This window comes from Vallitalea pronyensis (genome assembly GCF_018141445.1).
GTDB classification, from domain to species: Bacteria; Bacillota; Clostridia; order Lachnospirales; family Vallitaleaceae; genus Vallitalea; species Vallitalea pronyensis.
Map to the genome: position 1 here is coordinate 3,799,837 of NZ_CP058649.1, position 13,856 is coordinate 3,813,692.

General features: G+C 37.2%; 11 protein-coding genes. 1 reads left to right on the forward strand and 10 read right to left on the reverse strand.

Annotation, left to right across the window (positions count from 1 at the left end):
* Positions 1-13 precede the first annotated feature (13 nt).
* From nifB to nifH, 8 genes are all read right to left on the reverse strand, one after another.
* Entirely contained in the window at positions 14-913 is a 900-nt protein-coding gene (gene nifB, locus HZI73_RS16050; RefSeq protein ID WP_212694394.1) for a nitrogenase cofactor biosynthesis protein NifB, read from the reverse strand.
* A 100-nt stretch (positions 914-1,013) separates the two neighbouring features.
* The gene (locus HZI73_RS16055) at positions 1,014-2,405 is read right to left on the reverse strand and encodes a nitrogenase component 1 (RefSeq protein WP_212694395.1); all 1,392 of its coding nucleotides are present in this window, start codon (positions 2,403-2,405) and stop codon (positions 1,014-1,016) included.
* Positions 2,406-2,458: 53 nt separating this feature from the next.
* On the reverse strand, positions 2,459-3,817 hold the full coding sequence (nifE, locus tag HZI73_RS16060; RefSeq protein WP_330619545.1) for a nitrogenase iron-molybdenum cofactor biosynthesis protein NifE: 1,359 nt from the start codon (positions 3,815-3,817) through the stop codon (positions 2,459-2,461).
* Positions 3,818-3,965: 148 nt separating this feature from the next.
* Positions 3,966-5,336, reverse strand: coding sequence for a nitrogenase molybdenum-iron protein subunit beta (gene nifK, locus HZI73_RS16065; protein WP_212694397.1), 1,371 nt, complete (start codon positions 5,334-5,336; stop codon positions 3,966-3,968).
* A 2-nt stretch (positions 5,337-5,338) separates the two neighbouring features.
* Positions 5,339-6,940, reverse strand: coding sequence for a nitrogenase molybdenum-iron protein alpha chain (nifD, locus tag HZI73_RS16070; RefSeq protein ID WP_212694398.1), 1,602 nt, complete (start codon positions 6,938-6,940; stop codon positions 5,339-5,341).
* Positions 6,941-6,996: 56 nt separating this feature from the next.
* Entirely contained in the window at positions 6,997-7,380 is a 384-nt protein-coding gene (locus HZI73_RS16075; protein ID WP_212694399.1) for a P-II family nitrogen regulator, read from the reverse strand.
* A 21-nt stretch (positions 7,381-7,401) separates the two neighbouring features.
* Complete coding sequence (locus HZI73_RS16080; protein WP_212694400.1) at positions 7,402-7,725, reverse strand: P-II family nitrogen regulator; 324 nt, start codon at positions 7,723-7,725, stop codon at positions 7,402-7,404.
* 137 nt (positions 7,726-7,862) lie between these two features.
* Complete coding sequence (gene nifH, locus HZI73_RS16085) at positions 7,863-8,681, reverse strand: nitrogenase iron protein (protein ID WP_212698833.1); 819 nt, start codon at positions 8,679-8,681, stop codon at positions 7,863-7,865.
* A 639-nt stretch (positions 8,682-9,320) separates the two neighbouring features.
* Between nifH and HZI73_RS16090 the strand changes: the two genes are divergently transcribed.
* Positions 9,321-10,817, forward strand: a complete 1,497-nt coding sequence (locus HZI73_RS16090) for an alpha-L-fucosidase (protein ID WP_212694401.1) — start codon at positions 9,321-9,323, stop codon at positions 10,815-10,817.
* Between the two features lie 210 nt (positions 10,818-11,027).
* Here HZI73_RS16090 and HZI73_RS16095 read toward each other — a convergent pair whose 3' ends face one another.
* Both HZI73_RS16095 and recJ read right to left on the reverse strand, forming a co-directional pair.
* A complete protein-coding gene (locus HZI73_RS16095; protein ID WP_212694402.1) occupies positions 11,028-11,540 on the reverse strand; it encodes an adenine phosphoribosyltransferase in 513 nt (170 codons plus the stop codon).
* A 200-nt stretch (positions 11,541-11,740) separates the two neighbouring features.
* Positions 11,741-13,819 (reverse strand): single-stranded-DNA-specific exonuclease RecJ, encoded by a 2,079-nt coding sequence (gene recJ, locus HZI73_RS16100; RefSeq protein ID WP_212694403.1) that lies wholly within the window; start codon positions 13,817-13,819, stop codon positions 11,741-11,743.
* Positions 13,820-13,856 lie beyond the last annotated feature (37 nt).

A 13,856-nucleotide genomic window follows, 5' to 3' on the forward strand; every position in this document is an offset into this window, starting at 1 on the left:
TCCTTTTTTATTTTCATCCAATGCTTTTACCTGAACAAGGTTGTGCTAGTTTTCCAACAGCATCTGCTCGACACTGTTTACAGTGGTACATTTGAGTCACATATTTTTCTCCTTTTTTTCTAGCCAACATGATGTCACTTCCTGTAGGTCGAGCTATATGTGCAAATGGGGTATCCTGGGTTGGAATCAACGGCATAATATTTGTCATAGCTGCTCCCAGAACAGCTGCTTTTTGGACGATTTTATGGATATGATTATCATTGACACCCTTGATATAAACAATGTTTATTTTGCATAAGACATCCTGTTTAGCCAGATAATCTAAGGCTTCCAATTGTCTATTCACAATTATCTTACCAGCCTCAATACCTGTGACCTTTTTACCATCAACGGTGATGTAACGGTATATTTTTGCTGCTACTTCCGGGTAAATTGTATTGATGGTGATGGTTACATGGGAAACACCCAACTTAACGAGAGCATCAACATGCTCTAAAAGATCTAGCCCATTGGTTGACAGACAAAAAATAGCCGAATCATCATAAGCTTTTATTAATTGGATGGTTTCTTTTGTTTCTTGGAAATTTGCCATGGCATCACCCGGACCAGCAATCCCTACCACCGTTAATTTTTCTACTTCACCTTTTGCTTCTTTGTACTTTTCTAAGGCCTGCATAGGTGATAAGATTTCACTGGTAACACCTGGTCTTGATTCATTTTGACAATCGTATTTTCTGTTACAATAATTACATTGAATATTGCATTTAGGCGCTACAGGTAAATGTATTCTTGCATAATCCTTTGCATCGCTACTATAACAAGGATGTTTCTTTGTCTTTTCTCTCACTTTCTTCGATATATAGTTGCTTAAAACTGGCATTTTCGTGTTGCACTTGCTCATGCATTCTGACATATAAATACCTCCCTTCGGTTCAATCATCATCACCATTTCTCTAATCATCGCTTATAATAAGCGTCATAAAACACGCTGCTTTACAGTTGACACAAATCTTTTAACGGGCCATTTCGCTGTGAGGCCCATAGAAGGTAGCATACATGTTCTCTCGATATGCGTCGTGTTTTAAGTCTAATAATGTATTGGTAATCTCATCTAAAAATCTTAGACTTCCTTCATAACCAATATAAAGCTTTCTCTGTCCACCTACATGATCATGAATTGGAAAACCAATTCTAATAAGGGGTATGCCTAACTGCTCCTTAAGAAATTTACCATCTGAGTGACCAATTAATAGGTTTGCTTGTGCTTGTTGCGTGAGTTTTCCAATGGTTTCAAAATCTGTATCTTCTATAATCACTGGATGGTAATGAAATGCCTCTAACTTATCTTGCAATACTTCTGATAAGTGATTGTGGTCACTACCTGTAGCAATGACTTGAGGTTCAATCCCATTTTCAATGCATAGGTTTGTGACACCATAGACTAATTCCGGCGTCCCAAAAATGACAGCCTTCCCTTCCCGATTCCATTTATGAGAATCGATCATAGCATCAAGGATTCGGCCTCTCTCTTCTAGCAATAGGCGGGGTATTTTTTTATTGTATAGTCGACCTACCAATTGCAACAAGGTATCTGTACCTTCAAGACCAATGGGTATGGGACATTTATAGTGTGGTACTTGATAATGATCTTCTAAGTATTTACCTGCTGAAAGATGATCATCCGTCAACATACCTAATTCGATGGTTGCCTTTGAATTAGCCATATCCATGATGTCTTTTCTTTTTGTTCCGCCCTTGGGTATCTTCTTATATTGTGCATCAAAAGAAGCATCTAATGTGTCTGAAATATCCGGTAACATAATGTAATCCACCTGAAACAAGTTCAGCATGCGCTTTAGCTCCCTAACATCTCTTGGTGACATATCAGAGACAATCACATTCAACCTTTCTGTTTTTACACCGGATGGCCTTGCGTAATGTGCAACAAGACTTTTCACGGCAGCAAGATAACCTCTGTATTGACTCGCTCCATACCCAGGCGTTTTGACGGATACAAAATCGATGCCGTCGTATCTATCCATTAATCCACTAGACTGAATCATATGATGGGTATCTTCTCCGATGGTTTCAGCTAAGCAAGTGGTTAAGACACCGATGATCTCCGGTTCATAGATGTTCACCACATTCTTCAAACCTTCAACCAGATTCGATGCACCACCATACACTGTTCCTTGTTCACTTAGAGAAGACGATGCAATATCTATGGGTTCATTATAATGGGTAGCAATATGTCTTCGAATATAGGTACTGCACCCTTGTGACCCGTGTATAAGCACCATGCTATTCTCAATACCTTTAAAAACAAGAGAAGCACCCATTGGCATACACATTTTACAAGGGTTCACATGAAGATTCGTAAAATTCCTGTTTTCGCTATGACACATCTTAGATCACCTACTTTTCTCTACTAACATCACTTCATTTATACACTGTCTTTTTATATTGTTTTATTTTTATTTTTAACATAATGCCAAACTGGACTGTTAAGGGTCATATCCACTTCTTTAGCAAAATTGACAGCCCCTTCAAATCCTGATAAAGCATGTTTTCTTTCGTGATTATGATCAATAAATGCCATGCCTAGTTTATAAGCAAGTGGTCTTTCCTTAACGCCACCAACCAATAAATCCGCTTGTTTATCCATTGCAAACTTTTGAAGCTCACTGGGATTAGCATCATCCAAAATGACCGTTCCATCTTCTGTCAAACGTCTAATCATGGCGTATTCTTCACTGTCTCCTGTCTGTGTGCCAACAACCACGACATGCATACCTAAATTCCTAAACTGTTTGATAAGTGCAATGGCTTTAAAACCACCGCCCACATAGATGGCTGCTTTTTTCCCTGCCACTTTCTTCTTATACGTTTCTAACCTTTCATGGGTTTTTTTCATTTCTCTCTCTATGAGTGCATTGGTTCTTTCAATCACCTTGGTATCCCCCACTAAATAGGCTATTTTTCTTAAAGCTTTAACGGTTTCATCCACTCCCAGAAAACGAACTTTTTCAAAAGGTATGCCATATGTTTTTTTCATCTGTTTCGCCAGATACGTCATGGAGCCAGCGCATTGAACCACATTATAGGAAGCTTTTGGAGCATTTATTAGGGTACTATAGCTGGCATCACCGGTTATGGTGCTTATGACGCGAATACCCATCTCACGTAAATACTTCTGAATAATCCACGCTTCTGCTGCAAGATTAAAATCACCTAGATAATTGATGGTATACGGTATTTTTTCTTCATGTGGTTCATCACCCATAAGTTGCATTAAAGCCATGCATGCCATCTTATATCCTGTTCGCTTATTACCTGTGAAACCAGGTGACTTCACGGGAATAACCCGAAGATTATATGTCTGTTCTGCCAGCTTACAAACCGCATCCACATCGTCTCCGATGACACCTACAACACATGTGGCATAGACAAATATAATTTTAGGGTGATAAGCGCTATACACTTCCTCAATAGCTTTTGCTAATTTGGTTTCCCCACCAAAAATAATATCCTTTTCTCTTAAGTCCGTGGAAAAACTGTTACGGTACATCTCTGAATCGCTGGATAAACTTCCACGAATATCCCATGTATAGCTGGCACACCCAATGGGTCCATGCACAATGTGAACAGCATCGGTAATCGGATTTAGAACAACTCTAGCACCACAATAAACACAAGCCCTTTGACTCACTGCACCGGATAAACTCTCTTTATCGCAATCAATTGTTGCTCCTGCAGCAACACCTTTTTCTATAATAAAACTTTTTCGACTATCTAAAATAACATGTTCACTTGGCATTTTCTTCATCCCCTTCTTAAGGTTAATGAGCAACATAAAACCTTTTTAAAAAAGAAAGGCTGTCTTAATAAAAGCAAATGACCTTTTATATCCTAAAAAACTAACAGCAAAATCTACTTAAGACAGCCCTTCACATCAATACCTTTCGTTACATGACCAGTTCAAAATCTTCATCTGCACATTCTTGATCATACTTATCCAGAAAAGCCGTACTAATCTTTTCAATTAATCGCATAGCCCCCATATAACCAACAACAGGAAAATAACTGTGTCCTACACGGTCCAGTATGGGAAAACCTACCCGTACAAGAGGAATATTTTCTGCACGTGCAATGTATTTACCGTATGTATTGCCAATGATTAAATCAACGGGTTCATTTTTTATCCATTGATGTAATTCAAATAAATCACCTTCTGATTTGACACTGGAACCCTCTATGCCTGCATTTTCTAACATATGATAGATATCCTTAGCAAATACTTTTCCTGGTGTACCTGTGAGGACATACTTGGGAATCATGCCTAAATCAATGACAAACTCGGTCATAGCTGTTACAATATCTGGATCTCCAAAGATAGCCACCTTTTTTCCATGATAATGATGGTGGACGTCAACCATTAAATCAACTAATTGACCTCTTTCTTTTTCCAGTGCCTTGGGTACACTTTTGCCTGTAAGTTCAATAAATTTAAAGATCATCGCATCCGTTGCCTTTATACCAAGGGGTACTTTCAAAACATAGGGCGCAACTTTACATTTATGTTCCAACTTAAAAGCAGCTTCTTCCGATGTGTATTTTCCGAGAGCCACTGTAGCCATCGCATCGCCTGATTCTCTAATGGCTTCTACTGATGTACCGCCTTCTGGATACATGTCATATTTACCCGTATTGGGGGTATTGACAACATCACTTGTATCCGGATACATGGTATAATCCATACCTATCTCTTCTGCAATTCTCTTAATTTCTTTCATATCGCTGGGTTCAACAAAACCAGGCATGATGTTCACTTTACCATTATTACCCTCACCCATGGTTGATTCGGCAATTTGGGTAACCATTGACTTACACATATTTGAGAATCCCGTTACATGAGAACCTGCATAACTTGGTGTATTGGCATAGATAACCCTTTTTCCTTCAGGCACTTTAGAATCACGAATAAACTCGCCAACATCATCGCCTATGGTTTCAGAAAGACAAGTTGTATTTACAGCAATGATATCCGGGTTATAAATATTAAAAACGTTTTGTATGCCTTTTACGAGATTGGATTTACCACCAAATACACATGCACCTTCCGTAAATGAACTGGTAGATGCAACAATAGGGTCTCTAAAATGCCTCGTTAAATGCATACGATGATACGAGCAACAGCCTTGTGAACCATGACTATGGGGTAAACATTTGTTAATACCAAGTGCAGCATACATGGCACCTATTGGCTGACAAGTTTTTGCTGGATTAACATTTAATGCTTTTCGTTCCGTGATTTCTTTTGGTGTATAATCTAACATACCTATTCAACTCCTATCTTACCAGCTAACGACGGTTCTTTTTTCCAAGGTGCTATGATATACTGCCAAGCTGATGTATTCACACCTGCTGCAACATCCCTGGCAAAGTTAACGGCACCTTTAAATCCTGCATAAGGTCCGGCATAATCATAAGAGTGCATTTGTTTGGAATAAACACCCATTTTTTGAATAATGTATTTATCTTTAATACCTGAACCAAAGAAATCTGGTTTCAATACTTTTACAAAAATTTCAGTTTCATAATGATTAATATCGTCAATAGCTATCATACCATCTGCCATTTCACTAATCATACCTTCATAATTGCTCAATGGAATTTCTTTTTTTAGTGCTTCATATTTTTCTTTGGATAGACGTAGTCTATACTTTTGTTCATCTTGGTCAACCTCTATTTCTTCAATGTTTCGGCTATCTGCATCAAGCTTAATATCGGGTATAATATCTCGACCTTCATAATCATCGCGATGGGCAAATTCATAACCGGCTAGAATGGTATCCATGCCAATTTCCTTTAACATACCTTGATAATGGTGTGCTCTTGAACCGCCAACAAATAACATGGCTGTTTTTCCATCACACATGGCTTTGTATTTGGCAATATCCTCTTTAATCTCACCCAGTTCTTGTTTTATGACTTCTTCTGTACGCTTTGTAAGCTGTGGGTTGTCAAAGTATTTTGCCATATCTCTAAGGGATTGTGTAAATGCCTTCACACCAATGAAGTTAACCTTTAACCATGGAATACCATATTTTTTCTCAATCATGTCACCTATATAGTTAATGGACCGGTGACATTGAATAAGGTTAAGATCTGCTTTATGTGCTGCTGCCATTTCATCAATAGCCGCATTACCAGTCATGGTTGTGATTACATGATAACCTATTTTATTGAGCACTCTGGTTATTTCCCACTCGTCTCCACCTATGTTGTATTCACCTAGAATATTAATAGAGAATTCTTTGGGTTCGTAATCATCATTGGTGCCAACCACATCGGTCATGAGTTTATTGTTTGCGATGTGATGACCTGCCGATTGGCTAACCCCTTTATACCCTTCACAACTAAAAGACAGTACAGGTATACCTAGTTTCTGAGAAGCTTGTTTTGCAACCATATGGATATCGTCACCAATAAGACCGACTGGACATGTTGCGGATACCGAGATGGCTTTGGGTTTAAAGATGTCATAAGCTTCTTGAATAGCCTTTGCTAGCTTTTTATCACCACCAAAAACAATATCACTCTCCTGCATATCTGTGTTAAACGAATAAGCTAAGAAGTTTTTGCCACCTTCTCTTGCTTTTCCTTTATTTCTTCGTGTACCCCAACTGTAATAACCACAACCTATTGGACCATGGGTAATATGAACCATGTCGACGACTGGACCAATAACCACGCCTTTACAACCTGCATAACAACAACCTCTATTGGTAATAATGCCGGGGATTGTTCTTGTATTGGCATCAATTTTTTGTTTTTCTTCTTGATGATCAACGACCAGCATATGTTTTTTTCTATTTTTCATTACCTTTGCTGAGTAAGATTCTAGAATCTTATCCATTGTTTTAACACTTTCACTCATGGGTATCACCTACTTTCTTGTTTCTTGAAGATCATAAAATCCTTCATTGTTATGGACTACAATGCACATTCTCCTGTTTCTTGTGTTCTTACACGAATAGCATCTGAAACAGGACATACGAATATTTTACCGTCACCCATATTACCTGTTGAATTAATGGCCATTATGGTATCAACAACTTTATCCACTTCATCATCGTGTACAACCATTAATAACAACCTTTTTGCAATCAGTCGATGGGCTTCAGAAATGGATTCCATAATGGGTTTTGACTTAATCATCTTCCCATCTATTAATTCTTCGATGAGCTCATAATCCACTTTCTTCTTGCCTCGACCATATACTCTTCTACAGGTAATAGCAGGGAATCCACTTTCAGATAAAGCTTTTTTGGTTTCATTAATTTTATTCATTCTAATAATGGCTAAAACTTCTTTCATCTGATTCACTCCTATCTGTTTTTATAACTCTGCTTTACCTGTACTGATGGTATATGCGGCCTCAACTTCTGAAACAAAGATTTTACCATCTCCAAAAGTACCTTCACCGGTCTTTGCATTTTTCATGATAATACTAACCACTTCTGATACAGCATCTTCTTCAACAACCATTAGCAATATTTCTTTTGGTATTTCATCATAATAAATATCGCCTACTTTAACACCTCTTTGTTTCCCTCTACCCACAACATCTATTTTTGTTACTGCAGGATAATTAGCATCTGCTAATTCACTTAATACAGTCGATACTTTTTCAGGTCGAATAATTGCTCTTATCATTTTCATTGCATTCACTCCTATCCAATATCATCCAATATATTTGTTAATCTGCCATTAAGTTGTATTTTAATTGTTAAAATGTTATAATTTGATTATGGAATGCGGTAACTTAACAGCATATGCTCTCGCCAAAAAGACTTATGTTATCCTAAGATACCGTATTCCATTAATATTTCTTCTAATCGGTCTTGTGCCATAGGTTCTGGAATGACAAACATATCATTACCATCAATGGCTTTTGCTAATGTTCGATATTCTTGCGCTTGTGGTTCAGTGGCATCAAAATGAATCACTGTTTTTTTGTTGATTTCTGCTCGTTGAACCATGTTGTCTCTTGGTACAAAATGAATTAAACGGGTACCCAGTTCTTTTGTAAAAGCTTGAAGCATTTCCAGTTCATTATCCACGTTTCTAGAGTTACATATAATGCCCCCTAATCGTGTGCCACCTGTATTGGCATATTTTTTAATCCCTTTACAAATATTATTTGCCGCATACATGGCCATCATCTCACCGGATGCCACAATATAGATTTCTTCTGCTTTACCTTCCCGAATAGGCATAGCAAATCCACCACAAACAACATCACCCAGTACATCATAAAAAACATAATCCAAGTCATCCGTATAAGCACCTAGTTGTTCTAACAGATTAATGGATGTAATAATACCACGCCCTGCACATCCTACACCAGGTTCAGGCCCACCTGACTCTACGCACCGAATACCTCCATACCCTTTTTTAAGAATTTCTTCTAATTCTATATCCTCTCCTTCTTCTCTTAATGTATCAAGAACTGTTTTTTGTGCTAATCCATTAAGAATCAGTCTGGTTGAGTCCGCTTTTGGATCACAACCAACAATCATGATCTCCTTACCCATTTCAGCAAGGGCTGCAGTAAGATTTTGTGTTGTTGTGGATTTACCAATACCACCTTTTCCATAAATCGCTACCTGTCTCATCATCATCCATCCTTTCTGAAAAAAATAGTTAAAATATTATTTTCAACAAAATGAAAGATTACATATATCTTCTTTCATTTTTACAAAAACAAAGGAGCCCTAACAACTCAACATACATGAAGCATGCAAAGCTATTAAGACTCCCTTGTCCTGAACAAATCAAAATAATATTTTTAATAGTATAGCACACAACAATCGATTAATCAACATCATATTTGCAAAAATAATATAATGTTCTTGCATTTCTATTGTTAAAATTACTATATTATTCTACACAGTACAGTCATTCATTGTTATGTTTTTCATTTGGTTAAGCTATAGGATTATCAATATGTTACAGGATTTGCTTTCGATATAGGTATTTTCATATAACTAATGAAAGAATATGCTCACCTATTGATGGGCCAAGCTTTACTCACTATAACTATATGCCGTCTACTTAAGCTTAATTTGTTACTTTTTTCACTTTTAATGACTTCCTTTCTAATATGATGCAATTCAATTGACAACACCTATAATCTTTGATACGATACTTCTCATTAAATGAGTAGATTTCTTATAATGATTGCTTTAACTGCAAAGCTAATTAAGCAAATTTATCGTTTAGATAGTAATATTCTAGATAGGAGGCAATATTAGATGACATGTCATAACATGAAAAAAGTTCATGACTATTTAGCCGTTATTGACAAAGTAATTGAGGATGGAAAGTACAAAGCAACTTGGGCATCATTGATGAATCATAAAGTTCCTCATTGGTATCAACATGCAAAATTTGGTATCTTCATACACTGGGGTGTCTATAGTGTACCTGCTTTTGGTGAGTGGTATCCGCGTTGGATGTATAAACCACATGAACAGAAATATGGCCAGTATTTTTATAAGTATCATATAGAAAATTATGGATCTCTTAAAGATTTTGGCTATAAAGACTTCGTTCCTATGTTCAAAGCTGAAAAGTATAACCCTGCTGGGTGGGCTGATCTCTTCAAAGAAGCTGGTGCTAAATTTGTGATGCCCGTTGCGGAACATCATGATGGCTTTCAGATGTATGATAGTGACTTATCGGAATGGTGTGCTACCAAAAAAGGTCCTATGCGTGATTGTATTGGTGAGTTGAAAGAAGCCCTTGAAGAAAGAAATCTGGTATTCACCACATCTTCACATCGGGCTGAACACTATTGGTTTTCATGTGGAGGAAGAGATTTGGATAGTGATATACAAGGGGATATTCCTTATGGTCATTTATATTGGCCATCCTATAAAGAACCTTATGACACGCAAGCTGATTATAACTATGTGGAAGAACTTGACAAAGATTTTCTCGACGATTGGCTCGCAAGAACTTGTGAAATTGTAGATAAATACCAGCCCAAGATTGTATACTTTGACGCATGGAACCAGACAACCGCATTTAAGCCTTATATGCAAAAATTTGCCGCTTACTACTATAATCGTGGTATTGAATGGGGAAAAGAAGTTACCATCAACTATAAATTTGATACGATGATGCAGTCAACAGCAGTTCCTGATATTGAACGGGGTCAGCTTAGTGATATTTCACCGATGTTTTGGCAAAATGATACGTCTATTGCAACCAATTCTTGGTGTTATAATAAAAATAATAACTACAAAAAAACCCATGACATTATCTGTGATTTAGTTGATGTGGTCAGTAAGAATGGTTCCTTCTTGCTGAATATTGGCCCAAAGGCAGATGGTACAATTCCTGACAAAGAAGTGGCCATCTTAAAAGAAATTGGTAAATGGCTTCACCTTAATGGTGAAGGAATCTATCATTCCACCTACTGGAAAAAATATGGTGAAGGTCCAACGAAGACTGTTGAAGGTCATTTTACAGATACACTTCGTGAGCCTTATACCAGTGAAGATTTCCGCTTTACATTCAAAGATGGTGTTTTATATGCCTTTGCATTGACGTGGCCTGAAGACGGATGCGTGCGTATTAAGACATTAGCAAGAAATTCCAGTCATTATTGTGGTACCATAAAAGATGTAGAAGTGCTGGGAGCTCCAGACGGCTGTCAATTCCAATTATGTTCTGACTATTTGTCTGTATGGGCGAAAGGTATTGTAACAAAAAATCCTGTTTGTATCAAAATACATATTGAATAATTAGCTTTTATTTTGATACATTTATATTATGGTAAATGTTTATAAAAGTATATTATGGTAAATGTTTATAAAAGTCAAAAGATGATTCCTATAGTAAATAGGAGTCATCTTTTTTAATGCTACTAATAGCCATCTTGATTATAGTAATCTGTATAGTCGTGTTTGTTTTAACTACCTTTTTAGATGTATTCCATTCAGTTAAAACACATTCTATTTTTGCATAATGGCATCCACCTGATAGCCTTCTAGTTTACCCCGACCGTCTAAAAATCCCAATTCAATGAGATATACCAATTGTACCACTTCACCACCAAGTTCTTCAATCAACTCAATGGTTGCTTTTGACGTTCCTCCTGTGGCTAATAAATCATCAATGATCACAACTTTGCTGCCAGGCTGAATGGCATCAATATGCATCTCAATGGTAGCTGTACCATATTCAAGTGCATACTCTTTACTTTTCGTTTCATAGGGTAACTTACCCGCTTTTCTAACAGGTAAAAACCCTTTATTCATATTGTAGGCAACTGGTACACCAAAGATAAAACCTCTTGATTCAGGTCCTACTATGTAATCAAAATCCAGGTCTTGCAGCTTGTCTTGAATCTGGTCAATTGCAGCTCTTAATCCCTCTGGGCTTTGTAAAATTGTCGTAATGTCATAAAATACGATACCTTCTTTCGGAAAATCAGGCACTTCACGTAAGATTTTTTTAAGATCCATATCTATTACTCCTTTTAGCAATACCCTAGACATAAAGTTTTTTCTCTATTTATCCCTAATGATACTACTTTGTCAAATTTATATATTCACATGGTATATGGCCAGAATCAAAAGTCTTGTGAACATACAATAATAGTATACCAAATATAACCCATTCTAGCAAAAACTTTTTCATTTATTTTCTTAACCCTATGTATATACTATGATAATTTTTTATACAACGTTGATTGCTCTAGTGTCACTTTTATACCTTTATGTAAATGAAAGTGAAGCTCCATATCCTCTATCTTATATTTCAGCAAACTTAATTCACCAAACACTTCTAAACAAAGAAGAAAGCGAATAAGGCTTTTCGGAGCTTCATATTGAAGTTGTTTTAAAAACTTATACAGAACAACCCTATGTTTTTCTTGTTTGTCTAGTGCAAGCAACGCTCGGTATATGTGTTCATATTCTTTTCTGTCGGGTATAGTCCGCTCCTGTATGATAGACGTTAAGTCACCTTCAGCAAATCCTTTGCTTTTTATGGACTTAAACCAGGTTAAGTCTTCTTGGACACTTTTGATATACGCATTATTCACGTTGATATCTTTTAGCATAATCTGAGGCTTTTTGGTACCGTTCCATTCATTAATATTCAATGTTCCCAGTAACGCAATGTTACCTGATGGCTCAATGTAATCATAGAATTCAGCCATACCAAAACCAATGCCATCTAAAAAATATTGTTGGTCGTCAAGACGCATCTTAAGATGATTGTTCTCTTTGCCTATTGTGCGTACATCATGGACTCTGCCTTTACATATAAACTTGGGCTCAGGATTACCCATACCATAGGGTTCAAGCTTTAGAATATCTTCAATTAAAGGAATGTTGATATCATCTAATGAAATTTCCATATCGGCATGCATCTTAGGCATGAGGGTATCTTCTTGCATATGTATATGGGCATAACTGTTGACACGGTCCCTTAGGGCATCAACCAGTTCTTCATCCAAGGACATACCCGCTGCCATCTCATGTCCACCAAATTTAGTAAGTATGTCTTTTGCTGAATACAAGGCTTCAAAAATACTAAAACCGTCTACGCTTCGAGCTGACCCAGATGCTACCCCATCTTCTATACTGAGCAGTATGGTAGGGCGATAATATTTTTCTGTAATACGGGAAGCAACAATACCAATGACACCATGGTGCCAATTCTTAGACGCTACCACAATGATTTTTGTATTGGCCACATCAATGGTCTCTTCAATGATTTCTATGGCTTCTTCTGTTATCTTCTGTTCTAATTCTTGGCGGTTTTTATTCTCTTCATTAAGGGTTTCTGCTATTGCAGCAGCTTCCTGTTGGTCCTGTGTGGTGAATAAAGCAATACCTCGCTTAGCATCACCTAATCGACCTGCCGCATTTAATCTTGGAGCAATACGAAATCCAATGATACCTGCGGATATTTTATCCCCTTTTTTGGTACCTGATACATCAATCAGTGCTTTTAAACCGACATTCCATGTATCCATCATGGTCTCAAATGCCAATTTTGTAATGACTCTGTTTTCATCAACCAATGGTACAATATCAGCAACCGTTCCAACAGCAACAATATCAAGATACTTCCAAATTAAGTCCGTATTATCCAGCTTAATGGATAAAGCATGCATCAGCTTAAAAGCGACGCCACACCCTGCCAGCATATCGAAAGGATAATCACAATCTTCCCGCTTAGGGTCAATAACAGCAATGGCTTCAGGTATTTCTTCTTGGCATTCATGATGATCGGTAATAATCATGTCAAGACCAATGTCCCTTGCATATGCAGCTTGAGATATTGCTGTTATACCTGTATCCACTGTAATAACGAGGGAAGTTCCTCCATCATGGATATGCTTTAGAGCTTCATCATTCACACCATAGCCTTCTTCTAAACGATCTGGTATATAATAATCTACCTGTACATTATTTTCTTTTAAATACATGTAGAGAATGGATGTGCTGGTCATACCATCCACATCATAATCACCATAAATGGTTATTTTTTCTCCATTGGCTATAGCTTTTAGGATACGCTTCGTTGCTAAATCCATATCTTTCATGGCATAGGGGTCGTGAAATTTGTCTCTATCCACATGAAGAAATCGTTTAATCTCTTCATCCCGTACAATGTTTCGATTGGCTAATATGGTTGCCATGATGGTTGATAGTTGATGATGATTAGCTATAGTGGATACCAGTTCTTCTTTACTTTCTTTCAAACGCCATATGTACTTGGACTCCAACATTATCTACCTCCAAAAAAGGGCTGTCTTAAGACAGCCC

Bases quoted from the DNA above. Each gene is read 5' to 3' on its own strand.
- nifE (WP_330619545.1), bottom strand. From the start codon at position 3,817: ATGCCAAGTGAACATGTTATTTTAGATAGTCGAAAAAGTTTTATTATA.
- nifB (WP_212694394.1), bottom strand. From the start codon at position 913: ATGTCAGAATGCATGAGCAAGTGCAACACGAAAATGCCAGTTTTAAGC.
- HZI73_RS16090 (WP_212694401.1), top strand. From the start codon at position 9,321: ATGACATGTCATAACATGAAAAAAGTTCATGACTATTTAGCCGTTATT.
- HZI73_RS16095 (WP_212694402.1), bottom strand. From the start codon at position 11,540: ATGGATCTTAAAAAAATCTTACGTGAAGTGCCTGATTTTCCGAAAGAA.
- nifK (WP_212694397.1), bottom strand. From the start codon at position 5,336: ATGTTAGATTATACACCAAAAGAAATCACGGAACGAAAAGCATTAAAT.
- HZI73_RS16075 (WP_212694399.1), bottom strand. From the start codon at position 7,380: ATGAAAGAAGTTTTAGCCATTATTAGAATGAATAAAATTAATGAAACC.
- nifH (WP_212698833.1), bottom strand. From the start codon at position 8,681: ATGAGACAGGTAGCGATTTATGGAAAAGGTGGTATTGGTAAATCCACA.
- HZI73_RS16080 (WP_212694400.1), bottom strand. From the start codon at position 7,725: ATGAAAATGATAAGAGCAATTATTCGACCTGAAAAAGTATCGACTGTA.
- recJ (WP_212694403.1), bottom strand. From the start codon at position 13,819: ATGTTGGAGTCCAAGTACATATGGCGTTTGAAAGAAAGTAAAGAAGAA.
- HZI73_RS16055 (WP_212694395.1), bottom strand. From the start codon at position 2,405: ATGTGTCATAGCGAAAACAGGAATTTTACGAATCTTCATGTGAACCCT.
- nifD (WP_212694398.1), bottom strand. From the start codon at position 6,940: ATGAGTGAAAGTGTTAAAACAATGGATAAGATTCTAGAATCTTACTCA.